Source organism: Acidianus manzaensis (assembly GCF_002116695.1).
GTDB classification, from domain to species: Archaea; Thermoproteota; Thermoprotei_A; order Sulfolobales; family Sulfolobaceae; genus Acidianus; species Acidianus manzaensis.
In genome coordinates this window covers 1299563-1317498 of record NZ_CP020477.1, presented here as the reverse complement: position 1 = coordinate 1317498, position 17936 = coordinate 1299563, and the positions used below count along the sequence as shown (strand labels likewise).

Genomic DNA, 17936 nt, shown 5'->3' with positions numbered 1-17936 from the left:
ATATTTAAATATTTCTATAAATAATTATTAATGTAAAATGCCATCTCAGCAAAACATTATGGAAATACTTAACGATGTTATTGTTAAATACATTTCAAACTATTTATCTTATACTTATGATAATAATTCTTCTAGAGTTAATGAAGACAACTTCATTAAAGAAGTTAATGTCAAGCCGGTTAGTCAAGAAAAAATATATGCAGTAGATGGCAGTAGTAGAAGCTTTGTTTCCGGAAAAGGTATAATAAGTGTAAGTTCTGTAGTTATTTCTTCCAATTATATTCCTATTTATGGAGTTTACCCATCATTAGATGGAGAAAGGGAACTTGAGTTAAGGGAACCCTTTATTGCCGTAGCATCATCAATCTACGAGACAGCTAAGTTAGATCCGTACCTATTCTCTAATGAGTATATTTCTTCTATTTCTATAACTGGAGAACCTTTTAACTCTTTAGAAGACATGGACATAATTGAAGGCGAAATAAGGTCAATTTTAGAAACTAAGGCATTAAAATTGATAAAAGGTAAAGGGAAAATAATTGTAGACGGTCCATTATTTCCTTCATATTTATACTTTTCCTCTAAGTTTAAGGAAAAATTACTTTTAGAAAGAAAAAACATATTGGATGAAAATTTTATAGGAATAGTTAAAAGGGTAGATAAATCTAGAGTGCTAATAAATACGCTAGACAAAGATTTAAAAAACAAAATTTATAAAAATTTTAAAATTGACATAGATTCTTTTCTTTCCGATGAATCATTCATACTTAGCTTACTTAGATTTAATTATTCTCCTCCATATAAAATTTTGAGAATAGGACCAATAATTAAAGAGATATTGAATACAAATGTTTACATGAATTACTTGATAATCCCATTTCATAGTTACGTCCCAAAATTCTCTATATTAAGGATAGAGACATTATCTGATAACGATGATATAATTAATTTAATTTCGTCTTTAAGTATAACAAAGGATGGTATACCATCAATTTTAGCTTTAGCTGATTCTAAGGCTAAAAAAATAAGCTTAGCGTTATATAGGTATATAGTTTCTATTGCCGAAAGAATAGGAATACAATCGAGCTTTTACAGTAGACTTTCGGTGATGGAATAGTGTCTTCTGATGAATTATTTAATCAAATCAAAGAGCGAGCAGAAAAAGCAAAAGCTCTAGCTATAACTTTAGGTAACGTAATAGGAAAAGTCTCTCCTAATGCACAAAATGAAATTAAAGAAAACGAATATATAGTGAACGTAACAATAGATCCATATACATATTATAAATATCCATTTCTAGGAAAAATAGGAATATTTTTAGGCGTAGTAGATATAAAAACGCTTTATTTTATACTTCTTCGGGTAATGGGATATGAGAGAAGCGATGTAAAGTCATATTTATTTGAAGAAAAGAATTTTGTTAGTAATGTAGATGAAGAAAATCCTGGAACTTTGATAAACAATGTAACATTAAAATGCGAGATGCTAACTAAAACTGATATTTTATCCTCTTCTGAACCTTCCCCTGCTGATATAATAATAGAACCTCAATCACCTGTTATAATACCAAATTCAGATTTAATTGAAAGAGCATTAAGTCTGAATCGAGGATTATTAAGAGTAGGATTTCTTGATATAGATGAAGAAGCTAAAGTTAGTTTAAGTTTAGATGATCTAAATTATCACTCTTTAATAGTAGGTACTACAGGTGCTGGTAAGACATCATTTATAAAAGATCTAATTTCTGGACTTTATTTAATTAATGAAGATTCAACCAAAGTATTTGTTTTAGATGCTACTGGAGACTATTATCATATTTTTCTTCCTCCTAATTTTTCAGATAAGCAAGTAAAGGAAGGCATGTTGCAATTTGAAAAACTCTATAATAAACTTAATAAAATGGAAGTAAATATCATTTTTCCAGTTACTAAATCATGGCTAAAAAAATATGCAAAATCAGGTAAAAAATCTTCAATAACTTATGCATATCATGAACTTTACGTAAGGCCGTTATTGAATTTTTTAGACAGTAAAGGAATTAAACTATATTCGTCTACTGTCGATAATCAGATAATACTCTCAAACTCAGAATGGAATTCAAAGGTTATTCTTCATCCTTTCTATTTTAAATATAATAATGTAAGAAAAATTCTATATAAACTAAACCCATATTTTACTGAACAAGCATCACACTTTCTAAAAATATTTAGCTCAACAAAAGAGGCAAAGAATCTTAATACATTAGAAGACTTACTAGACGCATTATCTAATGAAGAAGAATTTGATAAGTTTAAGATTCATAAAAGTACAAGAGAGAATATCTTAAGAGGACTTTATTTATTAAGAGAAACAGGATTATTCGATTTAAAAGCAGAGAGGGACACATTATATTCCTGCGTAAACTCTAATGGAAGTCCTATAACAGTCTTTGATATATATAATAGTGAATTAGATGATTTTTCTCAAAAAATACTTACGTATTATTTTCTTGATCGACTTTTCGCATCTAGAGAAAAAGAAATGCGTAGAGGAAATATAAAAGGAAGATACGTAATAATAATTGACGAGGCACATAGGTTTTTTCCATCAGGAAAAGGAAATGAAGAAGATACAGTTTATGTAAGAAGAGTAGCAGGAAAAATATCTACCATGATGAGATTAGGAAGAAGAAGAAAAATAGGTTTCATTTTCGCTACTCATAATCCATCTGACTTAAATGATATTATAGTACAATTATCTAATACTAAGTTTATATTTAGAATATCATCAGATATCTCTCAATCACTAGGAATAACATCTATAGACTCAAAAATTTTAGCCTGGGAAAGAAATGGCGTTGCATTTCTAATATCGCCCTGGCTAAGAGAAGGAAAAGTAAAAATTAAAGTACCAGTTCCACCTCCAATAGGACATTATGATCTATCAAAAACTTGAGGGGAAAAATGATGCAAAATGTAATAGACTCTTTAAAAAATAAGAATGCAGAAGAATTCCTTAAGGCAATTTCATCACTTATGCCACCATCGGATGACATAAGTATAAGCTTAGTAAAACTTGGTCCACATGAATACGTTTTAGACAGAAAAGGAGTAAGCTTAGTATCTACTTCTCTTGACGAATATTTACCTTATTTATCTTCGAATGAAAAAAGAATAGACTATAGTCAAATTCCTAAGGCAGTAAAGGATAGAATACTAGCTGATTATAAGAGCATTTTAAAGCAACTCTACGATATACTTTTATCATTCTCTAGAAGAGACAAAAATTACCTTACAATAGTTAATCAATTAGGTGAGTTATTAAATGAAAATAAATGATACATTAGTAAAAACTCAAAACATTGTACATTATGAACAAACTAACTTTATGGGCAGACTTCATGGAGGGGATATGTTAGAATTTCTAGTAGATACTGGAATGCTATCAGCTATGAAAGTTAGTAAAAGTACATCAGTAATAGCATCTTTAGACAATGTAGAATTCAAAAAAGGAGTAAATCTAGGAGACATAATAGAAATTCAAGCTAAGGTAGTTTACATAGGAAATACATCTATGGAAGTTGAAATGTCAGCAATAAGAGATCAAGATACTATAGTTACTGCATCAGGAGTATATGTAAAGATAAATGATAATTTTAGACCACAACCAGTTAATGAAAAAATAGAAATTGAAAACGATACAGAAAAAGAAATAGTAAATAATGCACTAAAAAGAAGAAATGAAAGAAAAATAGACAGGAAAAATAAAGAAAATACAGATTTAACAAAAAATTCGCGTTATAGATTAGAAGATACAATCTATGTAGGTCCAAGTTTAACTTATGATGGTAAAATTATCTCAGCCGGAAAGTTACTGAAAAGAATGGATGATCTTGGAGGTGCTTTAATGTTAAAGTTTATAGGGTATAAAGGTTATAGTAGATATTCTGATACAGTAGTTACAGTTGCTGTATCAAACATGAATTTCTGGTCCCCAATTAAATTAGGGGATATAATAAAAATAAATGCAGGAATAGTATACGTTGGAAGGACATCTGCAGATGTTTTACTTAATGTGATGAAAATAGATCTATCTAGCGGATTAGAGGAGAAAGTTACCGAAGCATATTTCAGCTATGTAAGAGTGGACAGTGAAGGAAAACCAAAAGAAATGCCAAAATACATTCCAGAAAACGAAGAAGAGAAAAAAATGTGGGAGATATCAGCTATTAGAAGAAACAAAGTTTCTCAAATGTCTAGCCATTAGAAAAGCTGACAATGAGAACACATAGAAAGAAGTAATATAAGCTCCCCATAAGTTATTATCACCAACGATTCCTGCTATTAGACTTCCTAATATGCTCGCTATATCTTCAGTGGAATTGAAAACTCCTACTATAGCACCTCTATTTCTCTTTAAGCCTCTAAAAATTAAGGTAAAGAAAGATGTAGAGTATAACGGATATATAGAGCCAAAAGATAAAAATACTGGTATAGTTCCAAAACCTATATTCACTTTAATTAATATTATTATAGATATTAGTAAAGATATAATATTTCTTAAGAATAACGTAAAATAGATATAGTATGATTCTTTATTTTTTACCAATTTAGTACTAATATAATACACAAATTCATCTAGAGTGTAAAGCAATGCATAACTTAAGAAAATGAAATATTCGGGATCTTTCATTAAATAATTTAACGGAATGTATAAAGTGAAGAATATTTCTGCTCCAAAATTAAATGAGAAAAATGATAATAATGCATTATTAAGTTTCTTTATATCCTTTATTCTTTCAGATTTATTTTTGTTTATTTGACCTCTTAATTTTCTGTTAAATACAATACTAGATATTACTGAAGACAATAGTACTAATAATAGCAAATTTACATTTGGGTTAAAACTAGCTATAATACTTCCTATAACATTACCAATAAGTGACATTTGAGATAATCTAGAGTTAGCCTTTGGCATATCATCTAAACTGAAATTTTCTAATACAACTAATGAATATAAAGGAGAGTCTAATGCAGAGAAAAATCCCAGAAGACCATAAGATAAAATAGATATTATCTCATTTTTATAAAATATAAATGGAGATATTGCTATAATGGATAATGGAAGCAATAGTATGAATTCAAATCTCCTCTCATTTCCGTCAAGTATATCACCCCAGATATAAGAACCTAAAGCGTTTAATGCATTGTAAATTGTTGTAACTATACCAAGTAATAGAATCGAGTGTGTAATTGAATATATTTGAACTGGAAATATTAAAGATAACTCAGTTAATACTATAGTTATAAACATTTGTCCTACGAAAACCTTCATTCAGATGAGAGCATTAGTTGTAAAAAATCTTTAAAGCTAACAGCATAGTAAACCTTAATGAATCTTATTTCACTTCTAGTAGCTATTCTTACTTATTCTTTAATAATGACTAGAGGTATTACGAAAATACCTCCTTGGGCTTCCATGCTTTTTGGCGGAGTATTAATGATAGCTCTAGGCATAATAACTCCTCAAGAAGGATTACAAGCTATTAATATGGATGTAATATTATTTCTTATTACAATTTTTATTTTTGCATCTGCTTTAGAAACATCAGGATTTTTAAAATTTTTAGCATCATGGATTATAAATAAATTTAAAACAGCAGATAAAATCTTATTTGCTACTTTATTTCTGTCAGGAATACTATCCAATCTGGTAACTAACGATGGATTATCAGCAAGCTGGACTCCGGTAATATTAGACATGAAAGAAAGCACAAAACTGGATGAGAAACCTTTCTTGTATGCTTTAGCTTTTGGCGTAACTATAGGAAGCGTAATGATGCCTACCGGAAATCCGCAGAACCTATTAATAGCATTAGATTCAAATGTAAGACAACCTTTTATCGTATTTCTAAAATATCTAGCAATACCTACTATAATTAATTTAGCTATAACGTATCCTATATTAAAATTTATGTTTAGAAGCAAATTGCCCAAAGTTAGTATAGACCCTGTAAAATTGGAAATAAGTAATAAAAGACTGGCTTATATTTCTCTAGGATTACTTTTAATCACAATAGCATTGTTTTTTATACTAAGCTTTCTAAGAATAGACATTCTTCTTGGATCTTTAATTACTTCATCTTTTCTTCTATTGATTTCTAAAGAAAGAAGAGACATAGTGAGAAGAATTGACTGGACCACTATATTATTTTTTATAGGATTATTTATTTTCATTCAAGGATTAATTGCTGGTGGTATAGTTTCATTCATATATAGTCAACTGCCTCCAATTTCTTCCGTTCTGCTTATTTTTATAGCTAGTATTATTTTAAGTCAATTATTATCCAACGTTCCTTTAGTAGCAATCTTTATTCCTATAATGTTTCATTTTCATTTAACGTCTATAGTAGATTGGTTATCGTTAGCTGCTGGAAGTACAATAGCAGGTAATTTTACATTAATAGGAGCTGCAAGTAATATAATAATTTCGGAAGCAGCGGAAAGTAGAGGAGAAAAAGGGTTTAATTTCTTTGAATTTATAAAGTATTCAGTCCCTATATTAATAGTGAATTTTGCTATACTTTATTTATTTCTTACTTTGGAAGCTCCTTGATACTGCCATCAGTTGCATTTCGTTTGTTCCTTCAGCAATTTCCATTATTTTAGAATCCCTATATAATCTCTCTACTTTAGAACCTCTATTTAATCCGTGTCCGCCAAATATATGTAATGCAGTTCTAGTAACCTCAGCAGATACAACTGCTGCATAATACTTAGCCATTGAAGCTTCATTTAGAGCCTCTGCTCCTTGATCAAATAATTCTGCTGCTCTCCAAGTTAACAATCTTGCTGCATCTACTTTTATGAATGCATCAGCTAAATTGAAAGCAATCCATTCTTGATCTATTAATGCTTTTCCGAATTGCTTTCTTGCAGTAGCTCTATTAATAGCCTCCTCTACTGCACCTCTAGCTATGCCAACAGCTATTCCAGCATAGCCGTTTCTGCTTACCATCAAACCTTTTATAGCTCCTCTAAAGGCATCTCCTTCAGTTCCTATTATTGAATCTTTAGGAACTCTGGCATTATTGAATTTTACATAAGAAACTCCAGCTCCTCTAATTCCCATTAAATCCAATTTATGAATTTCGACTCCAGGGGTTTTGCTATCAATTAAAAGTAATGATATTCCTTTCTTATCTCCTGGATTTCCGCTCGTTCTTGCTAGAACGACCATTTTAGTTGAAAAAGATGCAGCACTTGTGAATATTTTTTCTCCATTAATTACTAACTCTGATCCGTCTTCTTTAGCATTAGTTTGTAATGCTCCTAAATCTGAGCCTGCAGCTGGTTCAGTTAGTGCTACAGCATAAATTTCTTGTCCTTTAACTCCTTTCTCAATCCAATCTTTCGCTGCATCTCCTCCTACTGAAACTAATAATTGTAACGCATTTAATTGAGTATGTAGACTGTGTGATGCTCCTCCACTTTCAGTTCCTAATTCTTCAGTAGCTATTGCAAAAGCCAGTTCTCCTAACCCTAAACCTCCATATTTAGTTGGTATTTTCATCCCAAGCAATCCCATTTCTCCAAAATCCTTAACTATTTTGTCGCCACCATCGTTAGTTTCGTCCATAGTTTTCGCATAATCTTTGACAACTTTTTGTACGTAGTCTCTTACTTTACTTCTATATTCTTCTAATTCTTTTGATAACTGAAACATATGCCTCGTGATATAAAATGTATAAGCAGTATTAAATCTTATTATATCATTAAGTTTTGCTAAGTTAAAAGCTATTTAGAAAAATACTCATAGTATATATAAAATCATACGCAAGCGCTTATTAAAACTAAAGATTTAATAACCCGATAGCATAGTTATTTCATAGGGGTATCTAGCCCCCTGACACTCCCGCAGAAAGGGTAGGGATGACGAGGGTTTCCTGCCGTGATTATATATTTACTTCAAATTATTTTTACGTCAATAATGTTTATTCACGCATCAATACTGGATATAAAATACAGAGAAATTGATCTAAAAATATGGGCTTTGTATTCTCCATTAGTTATTTTTATAATATTTTATATAAAATCTATAAATCTTTTATTATATTCATATTCATTAGGAGTTTCATTAATTCTATTATATATATTTTATAGATTTTCACTGATGGGCGGGGCAGACATATTTGCTATTCTTATATCTGGCCTGGCTAATGCAAAAGTTTATCCTTTTTTAAATATTTTTCCTACATCTTTTCTTTCACAGTTAGGCATAGAACCATTAGTTATTATGCTATACTCATCTATACTTATTTTTCTTATGAGTTTATTTAATTTTCTTAAAAATTTTAAGTATACAAAAGATTTATCTTTATCTCAAAGAATTCTAATTGCACTTAGTGCTAAAAGAATTAAAGTAAAAGATTTCCTTAATTCAAAATTTCTATTTCCATTAACTCAAATAAATGAAAATGGGGATAGAGAATTAAGGACAACGTTTTCAATAGAAGAGGATGATAAGGAATGGAGAGAGAAATTCAGAAATCTTTTGAGTAATGGAAGAATTAAAGAAGATGATTATATTTGGGTGGCATATGGAATTCCTGTAATACCATATATGTTCATAGGTTTTCTTTTAAGTTTATTAGTAGGTTTTCCATAATCATTAATTAACTCTTAGAACAATAATATTATGACTTGTATGTATCTAAAGTCAGAATAATAGCAGAAAAAAATAATTCTTTAGCGAAAAAACTAGCAAAGAATCTGGACGAATTAGGTTATACCATAGTAGATAAGAATCCTGAGATTCTAATATATTTTAACTCAATAAATAATATAATACATAAAATCTTAAAAATGAGAGAATTACGAGATAAAATAATATTATCAATTACTGATGATGGCAGTTATGTTATACCAATATTGAATGAAGAAAAAGGCGGATCAATAATAGGAGAAATAATAGCTGATATTTTAGGTTCACAATTAATTTTAACTTCAAAAACGTCCCAAAAAGGATTTTATACTATAGAAGAATTTGCGTGGATAAATGGATTAAGAATAGAAAATTCGGATATGATTCCTTTTTATGAAAAAAATTAATAAAAGAAGGTCCTTTAAAAGTTTTTTCAGACGAACTTGAAATAACAGCTATAGAAGGATATGAGGTTATTGATAAAATAAATAAAGCAGACATAATAATTTCAAGTGATTATAATTCTTTAAAAGATAAACTAACTATGAAACCATTTCAGTTAGCAATAGCTTTAGGTTATAAAGATAACGTTCCTAGAGAAGCATTATATTTTTCAATTATTTCAACTCTTAAATCGATAAATATAAAAAGAAAGAAAATAGATTTTATTTTAGTCTCAGAGGAGAAAGAGACTGATGAAAAAATAAAAGATATTTCAAAATTATTCAATTCCATTATAATGTATGTTCCAGCTAAAAAAGAAGGAGAAATATGTGAACCACCACTTAACTTTTTAAAAACCAAAATACTTTTGAAAAAAACTAAAAGAGCATATGGAATATATACATGCCTAGGGCTAGAAGAGCAATAACTACTTCATACATTATTTATAAAATCCTAAAACGACTTCTATTTATGACAAAAATTTATAATGAAATTTTAGACGAATATATAGAAATTAAACAGCCGTTGCAAAAAATTATTAGCTTAGACCCTCCTACAACAGAAACATTATTTTTATTCGGATTAGGTAGCAAAATAATAGCAACAGACGCATTTAGTTATAGACCAGAAGAAGCAAAAAAATTGCCAAAGATTGGAAGTTATACTCATGTAAAGATGGACTTTTTAGAAAAAGAAAAACCAGATGTTATATTTACTACAATGGGAGCTCAAAAAGAATTAACGAGAAAATTAATAAATCTAGGATACATCGTTTATCCTATTCCAGTAGCAACCAGTATAAGTAAAATAATTGATAACGTAATAATAATTGGTGAAGTTACAGGATATCATGATAAAGCTATGGAATTAGTATACAAATTAAGACAAAAAATATTTGAAAATATGTCTCCTCCAAAAAATGTAAAAATTTATATTGAATTTGACTTAGGAGGTCCAATATCGGCTGGATTTCCCACTCATATAAACGATGCCATAAATATAGTAGGCGGAAAGAATATTTTCGAGGATAAAAGTGAAGCATATTTCACTCCGATAGATGAAGAAATACTTCAAAGAAATCCCGATATCTTTATTTATGAGCCAAAAAGATTGACAGATTACGAAAAAGAAAGATTCTTAGGAATACTGAAAAAAAGAGGTCTTGAAAAATTCTCCAGTAAAATAGTATATACTAAAGGAGACTATTTAGCTCATTTAGGTCCTAGCTTTATTTTGGATTCGATACCTTGGCTACGAAGCCTTCTTTCTTCTAGATAAAAGCTCATAAATGAAAGCTATTACTGCAATAGCTATACCTCCTAAAGTAACGATTTCAGTTATTGTTGTAAGAACTCCTAAACCACTATAAAAACTAGAAATGTAACTAGCTGGGAAAATACCATAAGTATAACTTACAGTTTCTGCATCAGTAGTATTATTTATTATTCCTAATTCATATTCACCCGGAGATAATGCTACACTAACTATGTTGGCTTGATTATATACAATTTTAGGAGGAGTACCATTAAGAATAGTTACATTACCTGATCCCTTAGTAATAAACGCTACAATTGAGTTATTATTTTTTGTAATGTTAAATTTTAAAACTATTTGAGTAGCACCAGCTGGAATTGTAACAGTAGTCTCGTGATTACGATAAACTCCTTCAACATGACTATAATTAGGAAAATATGTTGGCAAGAATAAATAAGCTATAAACCCAATTACAAAAATTATAAGTCCAATAGCTATACCCTTAAAATTCATGAGTAAACTTTCATCTGAAAAGCTTATATAACTATTCTAAATAGTATAGACTATGCACGGCGGTCAAGAAATTAGTTGAAACCCTAGATACTACACTAAGGGATGGAGCACAAACTACTTCTGTATCGTTTACATTAAACGATAAGATAAAGATAGCATTAGCATTAGATGATCTAGGAATAACATATATAGAAGGAGGATGGCCTAGCTCAAACCCTAAAGATTACGAATTCTTTAGGGAGATAAAGAACTATTCTCTAAAATCCAAAATAGCTGCATTTAGTAGTACTAGAAAAAAAGATACAAAACCAGAGAATGATCCTAATTTAAACTCAATCCTAGAGGCAGGAGTAACAACTGCAGTACTTTTTGGAAAATCATGGACATTACATGTTACAGAAATACTAAAGACCACAAAAGAAGAGAATTTAGAGTTAATATATGATAGTATAAAATATTTGAAAGATCATGGTTTAGACGTGATATTTGATGCAGAACACTTCTATCAAGGTTATAAAGATGATAGAGATTATGCTTTACAAGTAGTAAAAACAGCAGAAGAAGCAGGAGCATCAGTAATAGCTTTAGCAGATACAAATGGAGGAACATTACCTAACGAAGTGTACCAAATAACTAAAGATGTAGTAGATTATTCAAAAGCAAAAATAGGGCTTCATATGCATAATGACTCTGGATGCGCAGTAGCAAATTCAATTATGGGAATATTAGCAGGAGCAAGACATGTACAAGGAACAATAAATGGTTTAGGAGAGAGAACAGGAAATGCAGATTTAATACAAATAATACCAAATCTTCAATTAAAGTTAGGGTTTAAAGTAGTGGATGATAAAAATCTTACTAAGCTAAAATACATATCAAAATTAGTCTATGAATTATCCGGAGTACATCCAAATTTATATCAACCATATGTAGGGGATAACGCATTTTCTCATAAAGCAGGAGTTCACGCAGATGCAGTTATTAAAAATACTAAGGCATATGAGCATATCAATCCAGAGCTCGTAGGTAATTCAAGAAAAATAGTAATTTCTGAACTTTCAGGCGCTTCGAACTTAGTAAATTATTTAGAAAAAATAGGGTTAAAAGTAGATAAAAAAGACGAAAAACTAAAGAAAGCATTAAAGAAAATAAAAGAATTAGAGAATAAAGGATATAGTTTTGATTTAGCTCCTGCATCAGCAGTACTTATTGTCCTAAAAGAGTTGGGACTATATGAGAAATTTATAGATTTTCAGTATTGGAAAGTAATTAACGAAAATAACTTAGCGTTAGCATTAGTAAAAGTGAATTCTCAACTGCAAGCATCAGAAGGATTAGGTCCAGTACATGCTATAGATATTGCGTTAAGAAATGCTCTACAAAAAGTATATCCAGAAATATCAGAAGTAACGTTAACTGATTATAGAGTAGTATTACCCGGAGAAATCAAAAATACTGAAAGTCTAGTTAGAGTTACAATAGAATTTACTAATGGAAAAGATACTTGGAGGACAGAAGGCGTATCAACAAGCGTAATAGAAGCCTCAGTAATTGCCCTAGTTGATGGCTTAGATTATTACTTACAAGTTAGCAAGAAGTTAAAAAAGGTAAAAGAGATTTTATAGTGTGAACTGGGATCCAGGTGCAGCATCAACAGGAAAAGGAAAATTCCATACTATAATGAGATTTTTAAGAATTGAACAAACATTATTCAGCTTACCTATGGCATATTTAGGGGCATTAGTAGCAATAAGAGGAATACCACCAATCTCAACTTTGTTATTAATCTTTTCAGCTTTATTTTTCCTCAGAATAGCAGGAATGACAAATGATAATTTAGCAGATAGAGAAATAGATTCTAGAAATCCAAGAACAAGAACTAGACCATTAGTTACTGGAGCAATAAAAGTTTGGGAAGCTAAGCTTATGATAATTATAGGATTATTAGGATTTTTTGTCTCAGCATACTTTGTCAATTTTTACGCTTTTGTATTATCCCCAATAGTTGCACTAATAGTAATGACTTACCCATACATGAAAAGATATACTGCATTCGCAAATTATCATTTAGCTTCAATACAAGGTTTAGCTGTATTTAGTGGCGCAATAGCCTCTGCAGGATTGGTTTATCATCCAATCATTAGAGCACTTGAAGCAGTACCTTGGTTATTCGTAATAGCTACAATATTCTGGGCATTAGGATTTGATCTATATAATCATATACCAGACGCAGAATTTGATAAGCAGATGGGTTTACATAGTTTTGCAGTACTACTAGGAAATTCTGCGTTAAAGTTTGCTGGCTTAAATCAGTTAATATCAGTTACTTTAGACATACTAGCAGACTTTATGTATAATTTAGGTCCGATATCTTATGCTTCTACAATAGCTCATGGACTAATAATGGCCTATGCATTTTATCTAGCATCAAGAGGAAACTTTGGTTCAGCATTTTACTATAATATCTATTCATCAATAGTACTAGGTTTAGGAATAGATATAGATGTAGTATTGGGAATACCTAAAATTTTTTAACATTAAAAAAGTAATATGAAAATGGGTCGGGTAGGATGGGGAGTCTCGCCAGCTCCTATTCCCGAATGGCGTAAATCGGGCATCAGTAACTCCTATTCCATGATACGTTAATAGCTCAAGTCCAAGCTTAACGATGAAAGCCGCCCAATAGGGCTAACGGCTATGGTATTCTCCTCTGGAGGGAGGAGAATATCCATACTTACCGGGAGAATCTGCCAGGTCCGGAAGGGAGCAACAGTACCTGGACGTTGGCGCTTATTGGTCACCGGCTAGAGGAAAGCTTGGGGCAAAACTTGAGCTATTGTCGGTCATGGAATAGGAGAGCCGACCCTTTAAACTATTTTTAATCTAATTAATAGGTTAAATTTTTTGATTGTTTTTATTTTTATCACTGATTAATAGAAAATAACTATCAAATATATACTAATTCAAATCTACTTAAGATTTGGGTAAAAATTATTAAAAAAGCAGATAAATGTATTTCTTAAATGTCAAGTAATATAGAATTAGGAAAAACAGGACTAAAATGGACATCAATGATATTGTCAGCATTGTGGGCAGGAGTACATTTAGATCTCACATCCGCAGTACTTCCAAATCCTACAGCTACATTAATATACAGAGTATTTTTTGGTTTTGTATCAGCATTAGCAATAGTTGCAGCAGTAGCGTTTATCCAAGGGATTAGAAGCTTATACTTACCTGCTGCTATATTTTATGTGATAGATCTTGCTCTGTTAGTAGAAACTAGAACAGCTCCAGCGTTATTCGTAGGTAAAGTACTACCAGTAAATCCATACGTAGAAATCTCTATTGTTTTAGATGTTATACTAATTGCTCTATCATTAACGCTATGGAAAATTGATAAAAAATAACTAAACATAGATTATAACTAAGATTTAAAAATATATTTTATTTTTTAGAAGTTTTATATTTACTTATTGATAGCTAATTTATTTCAAGTACTAAATATAGAAATAATATTTATCTATAACTCTGTAGATCTGGTAAAACTTTAATACTTATTTAGATAATTTATTTTTGATGACCGGTAATGGGCCCATAGCTCAGCCAGGGAGAGTGCTGGGCTCCAGATGAGCAACGTTGGGTCTTCAGACCGAATGGGATGAAGTACATCTGGAAATGGAGAGACCCAGTGGTCCAGGGTTCGAATCCCTGTGGGCCCATTAATTCGAACCCTTGGAATATAAAATAATAGTTTATGTAATATTGAGTAACAATATAAACAGATTTTTTTGAGTATTTCTTTTAGTGATCTACATAAGGAAGCTAAACTCTTTTATACTATTTAATCATTCTTCTTTCATGGATTTTTACCTATCTAACATTCAAGAAGTAGAAAAACAAGAAGTCCCAATTAAAGGAAGTAAAGGCGCATTTATTCAATGGTTAATTACTAAAGATAAAGGAGCTAGTTATGCAGTTAGAAAGTTTAGTGTTCTACCTAACGGAATAATACCTATGCACATACATAAATACCAAGAAACTGTAGTAATTACTAAAGGAAAGTGTAAAGTTTGTGTAAGTGATAAGATTTACGAAATGCAAGAAGGTGATTATATTTTTATAGATGGTAATGTTAAGCATGCATTCATTAATTATAATGAAAATCTGGAATTTTTCTGTATAATAAATTATGCAGAAGATATGTCTATTCAAGTTTTAGATGATGAATGTAAAGGCAATCCATAGAATAATATAATTAAAAAATTTTCATCTATTTTTTGTATATAAAAATGTTATCTTAGTAAAATTTTTTCCTTAGCTTACTTCTGCTTTTACGTACTGATTCTCCATAGATGATTCTTCTAATGGTTTATCCTTTGTTTCTGGGATAAAGAAGAAAGTTATTGCTGCTGCAATGAATGTAAGTATACTTAATATGAATGTTAATCCTACTACTCCTACGCTAGGTAATATTATTGTAGGAACTATTAACCCAGCTATTGTAGCACCTGTTCTTCCAGAAGCAACTGTTAAAGACTGAACTGTACCCCTAACTTTTGTTGGAGCTAATTCAACACCTAACATTCCTGATGCACTTATAGATCCTGGACCAGCTTGTTCAAAGAAGTTATACATTCCATATATAAATAATGCTAAGATTGCTGGTACTATTGAAACTAAAAATGAGAAGGCCATTAAAGCTGCCGCCATACCTATAAATCCTAAAATTTGCATTGGTTTTCTTCCAATTCTATCTATTGTTGCTAACGCTAAAAGACCTCCTGGTACTGTAAAGGCAAACTCTATTATAAATTGGAATATACCGGAATTATGAATTCCTACTGATGAAGCAATTGTAGTAGGGCCGAATAATATGCCTGTATATGCGGATAAATCGAATAAGAACCAAAGTGAGCAAGCAGCCAAAAATATTCTCCACTGTTTCTTGAAGTATGTTGCAAAGGAGTTAGTATCTTTTAAATTAGCTGTTATATTTACTGCTTTTCCAGCTACTTCTTTTACTACTGTTTCGAATTTTTGAGCATCTCCCTTTATTCTTAGTAAGTACCTTGGAGTTTCTGGTATTTTTCTTCTTAAGTATATTACTGATGCAGATGGTATTGCTCCAGCTGCTAGTACTATTCTCCATATTTCTGATGATGGTAATCCTGCTGCCATTAAAGCTAAATATAATCCTGCAGCTACTGTAGCCCCAAATCCCCACATTAATCCAAATCCTAATGCTATAATTTTTCCTCTGTCTTTAGCATTTGCATGTTCGGCCATTATCATAGGAGATAAAGTATAATCTGCTCCTACACCTAAACCTAATAATCCTCTAACTAAAACTAACTCTAATGGTGATGTTACAAAAGCTTGTAATATTGCACCTACAGATAATAGAGCTACATCTATTCCATAGAATGTTTTTCTACCTCTATTTGATAAAGCACCGAAAATTAATGCACCTATTGCTGCTCCTATTAACGCAGACGAAGATACCCATCCTTCCCAGAAATTATATGCTGAAGTATGTGGATGCAATCCGAACGAAGTTAGCACTGTAGCTATCACAATTCCTATTGAAGATAAGTCGTATCCATCTGTAAATACGCCCATTCCAGTTGTTATTAGGCTTTTTATGTGAAACATACTGAATTTTTTATCATCTAATGGTTTAAATACATCACTTAATTTCATATGGAGTAATTAAGGTATATAGATTTAAGCTTACTCAACATAAAAAATATAGTTTATTATAATTTAAATAGTCTATATACTGAATTATATCTATATATTGTATTTTATTCCTCATCTCTAGTTAGTGCTATTGCGGACAAAGCAATTGCTACAGTACCTATAGGTATTATATCTTCATCTATTCTAAACTTTGAATTATGTAAAGGATATATACAATCTTTTAACGTGTTTTTAGTTCCTATAAATATATAGGTACCTGGAATATTTTGAAGATAGAAAGAAAAATCATCAGACAATAGACTAACCGGAGTTTCAATAACTGGAAATGCATTAGAAATTGCTTTCATAACTTTTTGTGTGGTTTCTGGATGATTAATTCCTAAAGGTAATTCTTTTTCAAATATAACTTCACATTTAGCTGAATGTAAAGTACATATTGTATTAGTTATACTTTTAATGAATTCTTTTATTTTATCTTGAATAGTAGTAGTAATACTGGAAATAGCACCTTGAATTATTGCTTCTTCTGGAATTGTGTCGATACTTCCTTCAGAATGAGTAGATGTTATAGATAAAGTGAATATTTCTCTAGGATCTATAAGTTTAGGAATAGAATATAAAACTAATAATATTTGAGAAGAAATAAACACTGGATCTACAGTATTATGAGAATCTGATATATGCCCTCCCATTCCATGAATTTTAATTTTAAATGCAGTAGAAGTAGATAAAATTACATTTTCTTTAGTTCCTAATACACCTGTAGGTAATTGTGTAGTAACGTGAAATCCTACTATATGATCTACATTATTCAGAATGCCTGATTCTAAAATCCTTTTAGCTCCTATTCTTTCTTCTTTTCCTGACTCAAAAACGAAAAATATTTTTCCTTGGAGTAAATCTATATTTTTAATTAGGAGTTTTATAGAATTTAGCATCATCGTAATATGTACGTCATGCCCACATACATGGCTTATTTCTTTATTTGATTTAAAAGGTAAATTTGTTAATTCTTTAACTGGTATAGCATCAATTTCAGATCTTATAGCTATGTTTTTGCCTGGCTTTTTTGTATCTAGTATTCCTATGACAGAATTATCTACTCTTTTAGTTTCTATTCCTAATTCTTTTAGTTTATTTTCAATAAAACTAGAAGTATTATATTCTTTTAATGACTCTTCTGGATTTTGATGTAAATATTTCCATATAGAAATAGCCTCATCTTTCATATCACTAGCGTCTTTTTTGAGCCTTATTGTTATATCATTATAGTTTATCATTAATTACTGCCAAATATTACTTGTAATATACTTATATTCAAAACTATTTACTGCCTTTTC

The 17936-nt window shown here is 30.3% G+C and carries 17 protein-coding genes, 1 tRNA gene, 1 other RNA gene and 1 pseudogene; 15 read left to right on the top strand and 5 right to left on the bottom strand.

The genetic code is table 11. The annotated features are described in order from the left end of the window. Positions 1–37 precede the first annotated feature (37 nt). Genes B6F84_RS06110 through B6F84_RS06095 form a run of 4 tightly spaced genes read left to right on the top strand, consistent with a single transcriptional unit; the run spans position 38 to position 4245 of the window. Complete coding sequence (locus B6F84_RS06110) at positions 38–1117, top strand: DNA double-strand break repair nuclease NurA (RefSeq protein WP_148691425.1); 1080 nt, start codon at positions 38–40, stop codon at positions 1115–1117. Beyond that, positions 1117–2934, top strand: a complete 1818-nt coding sequence (locus B6F84_RS06105) for an ATP-binding protein (protein ID WP_148691424.1) — start codon at positions 1117–1119, stop codon at positions 2932–2934. Before B6F84_RS06110 ends, B6F84_RS06105 begins: the two co-directional genes overlap by 1 nt. Before the next feature lie 11 nt (positions 2935–2945). Next, positions 2946–3317: a hypothetical protein gene (locus B6F84_RS06100; RefSeq protein ID WP_236749097.1), complete on the top strand. Its 372-nt coding sequence runs from the start codon at positions 2946–2948 to the stop codon at positions 3315–3317. Beyond that, complete coding sequence (locus B6F84_RS06095; protein WP_148691422.1) at positions 3304–4245, top strand: acyl-CoA thioesterase; 942 nt, start codon at positions 3304–3306, stop codon at positions 4243–4245. Before B6F84_RS06100 ends, B6F84_RS06095 begins: the two co-directional genes overlap by 14 nt. Here B6F84_RS06095 and B6F84_RS06090 read toward each other — a convergent pair. After that, positions 4201–5313, bottom strand: coding sequence for an MFS transporter (locus tag B6F84_RS06090; protein ID WP_148691421.1), 1113 nt, complete (start codon positions 5311–5313; stop codon positions 4201–4203). The genes B6F84_RS06095 and B6F84_RS06090 overlap by 45 nt on opposite strands. Before the next feature lie 57 nt (positions 5314–5370). Between B6F84_RS06090 and B6F84_RS06085 the strand changes: the two genes are divergently transcribed. Beyond that, positions 5371–6594: an ArsB/NhaD family transporter gene (locus B6F84_RS06085; protein ID WP_148691420.1), complete on the top strand. Its 1224-nt coding sequence runs from the start codon at positions 5371–5373 to the stop codon at positions 6592–6594. Here B6F84_RS06085 and B6F84_RS06080 read toward each other — a convergent pair. Continuing rightward, positions 6568–7704, bottom strand: coding sequence for an acyl-CoA dehydrogenase family protein (locus B6F84_RS06080; protein WP_148691419.1), 1137 nt, complete (start codon positions 7702–7704; stop codon positions 6568–6570). The genes B6F84_RS06085 and B6F84_RS06080 overlap by 27 nt on opposite strands. A gap of 264 nt (positions 7705–7968) precedes the next feature. On the opposite strand from B6F84_RS06080, the gene B6F84_RS06075 reads away from it, so the two are divergent. From B6F84_RS06075 to B6F84_RS06060, 4 genes are all read left to right on the top strand, one after another. Next, positions 7969–8646: an A24 family peptidase C-terminal domain-containing protein gene (locus B6F84_RS06075; protein ID WP_148692852.1), complete on the top strand. Its 678-nt coding sequence runs from the start codon at positions 7969–7971 to the stop codon at positions 8644–8646. A gap of 35 nt (positions 8647–8681) precedes the next feature. Then, positions 8682–9089 (top strand): hypothetical protein, encoded by a 408-nt coding sequence (locus B6F84_RS06070; RefSeq protein ID WP_148691418.1) that lies wholly within the window; start codon positions 8682–8684, stop codon positions 9087–9089. A gap of 137 nt (positions 9090–9226) precedes the next feature. Next, positions 9227–9553 carry a hypothetical protein gene (locus tag B6F84_RS06065; protein WP_148691417.1) on the top strand — a complete coding sequence of 109 codons (327 nt, stop codon included), beginning with the start codon at positions 9227–9229 and terminating at the stop codon, positions 9551–9553. A 44-nt stretch (positions 9554–9597) separates the two neighbouring features. Beyond that, positions 9598–10404, top strand: coding sequence for an ABC transporter substrate-binding protein (locus B6F84_RS06060; protein ID WP_148691416.1), 807 nt, complete (start codon positions 9598–9600; stop codon positions 10402–10404). Here the strand turns inward: B6F84_RS06060 and B6F84_RS06055 are convergent. Further along, positions 10378–10893: a hypothetical protein gene (locus B6F84_RS06055; protein WP_148691415.1), complete on the bottom strand. Its 516-nt coding sequence runs from the start codon at positions 10891–10893 to the stop codon at positions 10378–10380. The two genes, B6F84_RS06060 and B6F84_RS06055, sit on opposite strands and share 27 nt — an antisense overlap. Before the next feature lie 44 nt (positions 10894–10937). On the opposite strand from B6F84_RS06055, the pseudogene cimA reads away from it, so the two are divergent. From cimA to B6F84_RS06025, 6 genes and pseudogenes are all read left to right on the top strand, one after another. Next, a pseudogene (cimA, locus tag B6F84_RS06050) lies at positions 10938–12518 on the top strand (citramalate synthase); the annotation flags it as partial. 1 nt (position 12519) lies between these two features. Continuing rightward, the gene (locus B6F84_RS06045) at positions 12520–13428 is read left to right on the top strand and encodes a 4-hydroxybenzoate octaprenyltransferase (protein WP_148691414.1); all 909 of its coding nucleotides are present in this window, start codon (positions 12520–12522) and stop codon (positions 13426–13428) included. A gap of 23 nt (positions 13429–13451) precedes the next feature. After that, positions 13452–13759, top strand: an RNA gene (gene ffs / locus B6F84_RS06040) — signal recognition particle sRNA. A gap of 157 nt (positions 13760–13916) precedes the next feature. Further along, positions 13917–14303, top strand: coding sequence for a hypothetical protein (locus tag B6F84_RS06035; RefSeq protein WP_148691413.1), 387 nt, complete (start codon positions 13917–13919; stop codon positions 14301–14303). A 181-nt stretch (positions 14304–14484) separates the two neighbouring features. Beyond that, positions 14485–14615: transfer RNA gene (locus B6F84_RS06030), tRNA-Trp, on the top strand. A gap of 139 nt (positions 14616–14754) precedes the next feature. Then, complete coding sequence (locus B6F84_RS06025; protein ID WP_148691412.1) at positions 14755–15141, top strand: cupin domain-containing protein; 387 nt, start codon at positions 14755–14757, stop codon at positions 15139–15141. A gap of 69 nt (positions 15142–15210) precedes the next feature. Here the strand turns inward: B6F84_RS06025 and B6F84_RS06020 are convergent, their stop codons facing one another. Continuing rightward, entirely contained in the window at positions 15211–16596 is a 1386-nt protein-coding gene (locus B6F84_RS06020; protein WP_148691411.1) for an MFS transporter, read from the bottom strand. A 104-nt stretch (positions 16597–16700) separates the two neighbouring features. Continuing rightward, positions 16701–17876, bottom strand: coding sequence for an amidohydrolase (locus tag B6F84_RS06015; protein WP_148691410.1), 1176 nt, complete (start codon positions 17874–17876; stop codon positions 16701–16703). Positions 17877–17936 lie beyond the last annotated feature (60 nt).

What these genes read in the sequence shown, in the direction of transcription:
- B6F84_RS06110 (WP_148691425.1), top strand. Translation starts at nt 38, where the DNA reads ATGCCATCTCAGCAAAACATTATGGAAATACTTAACGATGTTATTGTT.
- B6F84_RS06100 (WP_236749097.1), top strand. Translation starts at nt 2,946, where the DNA reads ATGCAAAATGTAATAGACTCTTTAAAAAATAAGAATGCAGAAGAATTC.
- B6F84_RS06095 (WP_148691422.1), top strand. Translation starts at nt 3,304, where the DNA reads ATGAAAATAAATGATACATTAGTAAAAACTCAAAACATTGTACATTAT.
- B6F84_RS06090 (WP_148691421.1), bottom strand. Translation starts at nt 5,313, where the DNA reads ATGAAGGTTTTCGTAGGACAAATGTTTATAACTATAGTATTAACTGAG.
- B6F84_RS06085 (WP_148691420.1), top strand. Translation starts at nt 5,371, where the DNA reads ATGAATCTTATTTCACTTCTAGTAGCTATTCTTACTTATTCTTTAATA.
- B6F84_RS06080 (WP_148691419.1), bottom strand. Translation starts at nt 7,704, where the DNA reads ATGTTTCAGTTATCAAAAGAATTAGAAGAATATAGAAGTAAAGTAAGA.
- B6F84_RS06075 (WP_148692852.1), top strand. Translation starts at nt 7,969, where the DNA reads ATGTTTATTCACGCATCAATACTGGATATAAAATACAGAGAAATTGAT.
- B6F84_RS06065 (WP_148691417.1), top strand. Translation starts at nt 9,227, where the DNA reads ATGAAACCATTTCAGTTAGCAATAGCTTTAGGTTATAAAGATAACGTT.
- B6F84_RS06060 (WP_148691416.1), top strand. Translation starts at nt 9,598, where the DNA reads ATGACAAAAATTTATAATGAAATTTTAGACGAATATATAGAAATTAAA.
- B6F84_RS06055 (WP_148691415.1), bottom strand. Translation starts at nt 10,893, where the DNA reads ATGAATTTTAAGGGTATAGCTATTGGACTTATAATTTTTGTAATTGGG.
- B6F84_RS06035 (WP_148691413.1), top strand. Translation starts at nt 13,917, where the DNA reads ATGTCAAGTAATATAGAATTAGGAAAAACAGGACTAAAATGGACATCA.
- B6F84_RS06025 (WP_148691412.1), top strand. Translation starts at nt 14,755, where the DNA reads ATGGATTTTTACCTATCTAACATTCAAGAAGTAGAAAAACAAGAAGTC.
- B6F84_RS06020 (WP_148691411.1), bottom strand. Translation starts at nt 16,596, where the DNA reads ATGAAATTAAGTGATGTATTTAAACCATTAGATGATAAAAAATTCAGT.
- B6F84_RS06015 (WP_148691410.1), bottom strand. Translation starts at nt 17,876, where the DNA reads ATGATAAACTATAATGATATAACAATAAGGCTCAAAAAAGACGCTAGT.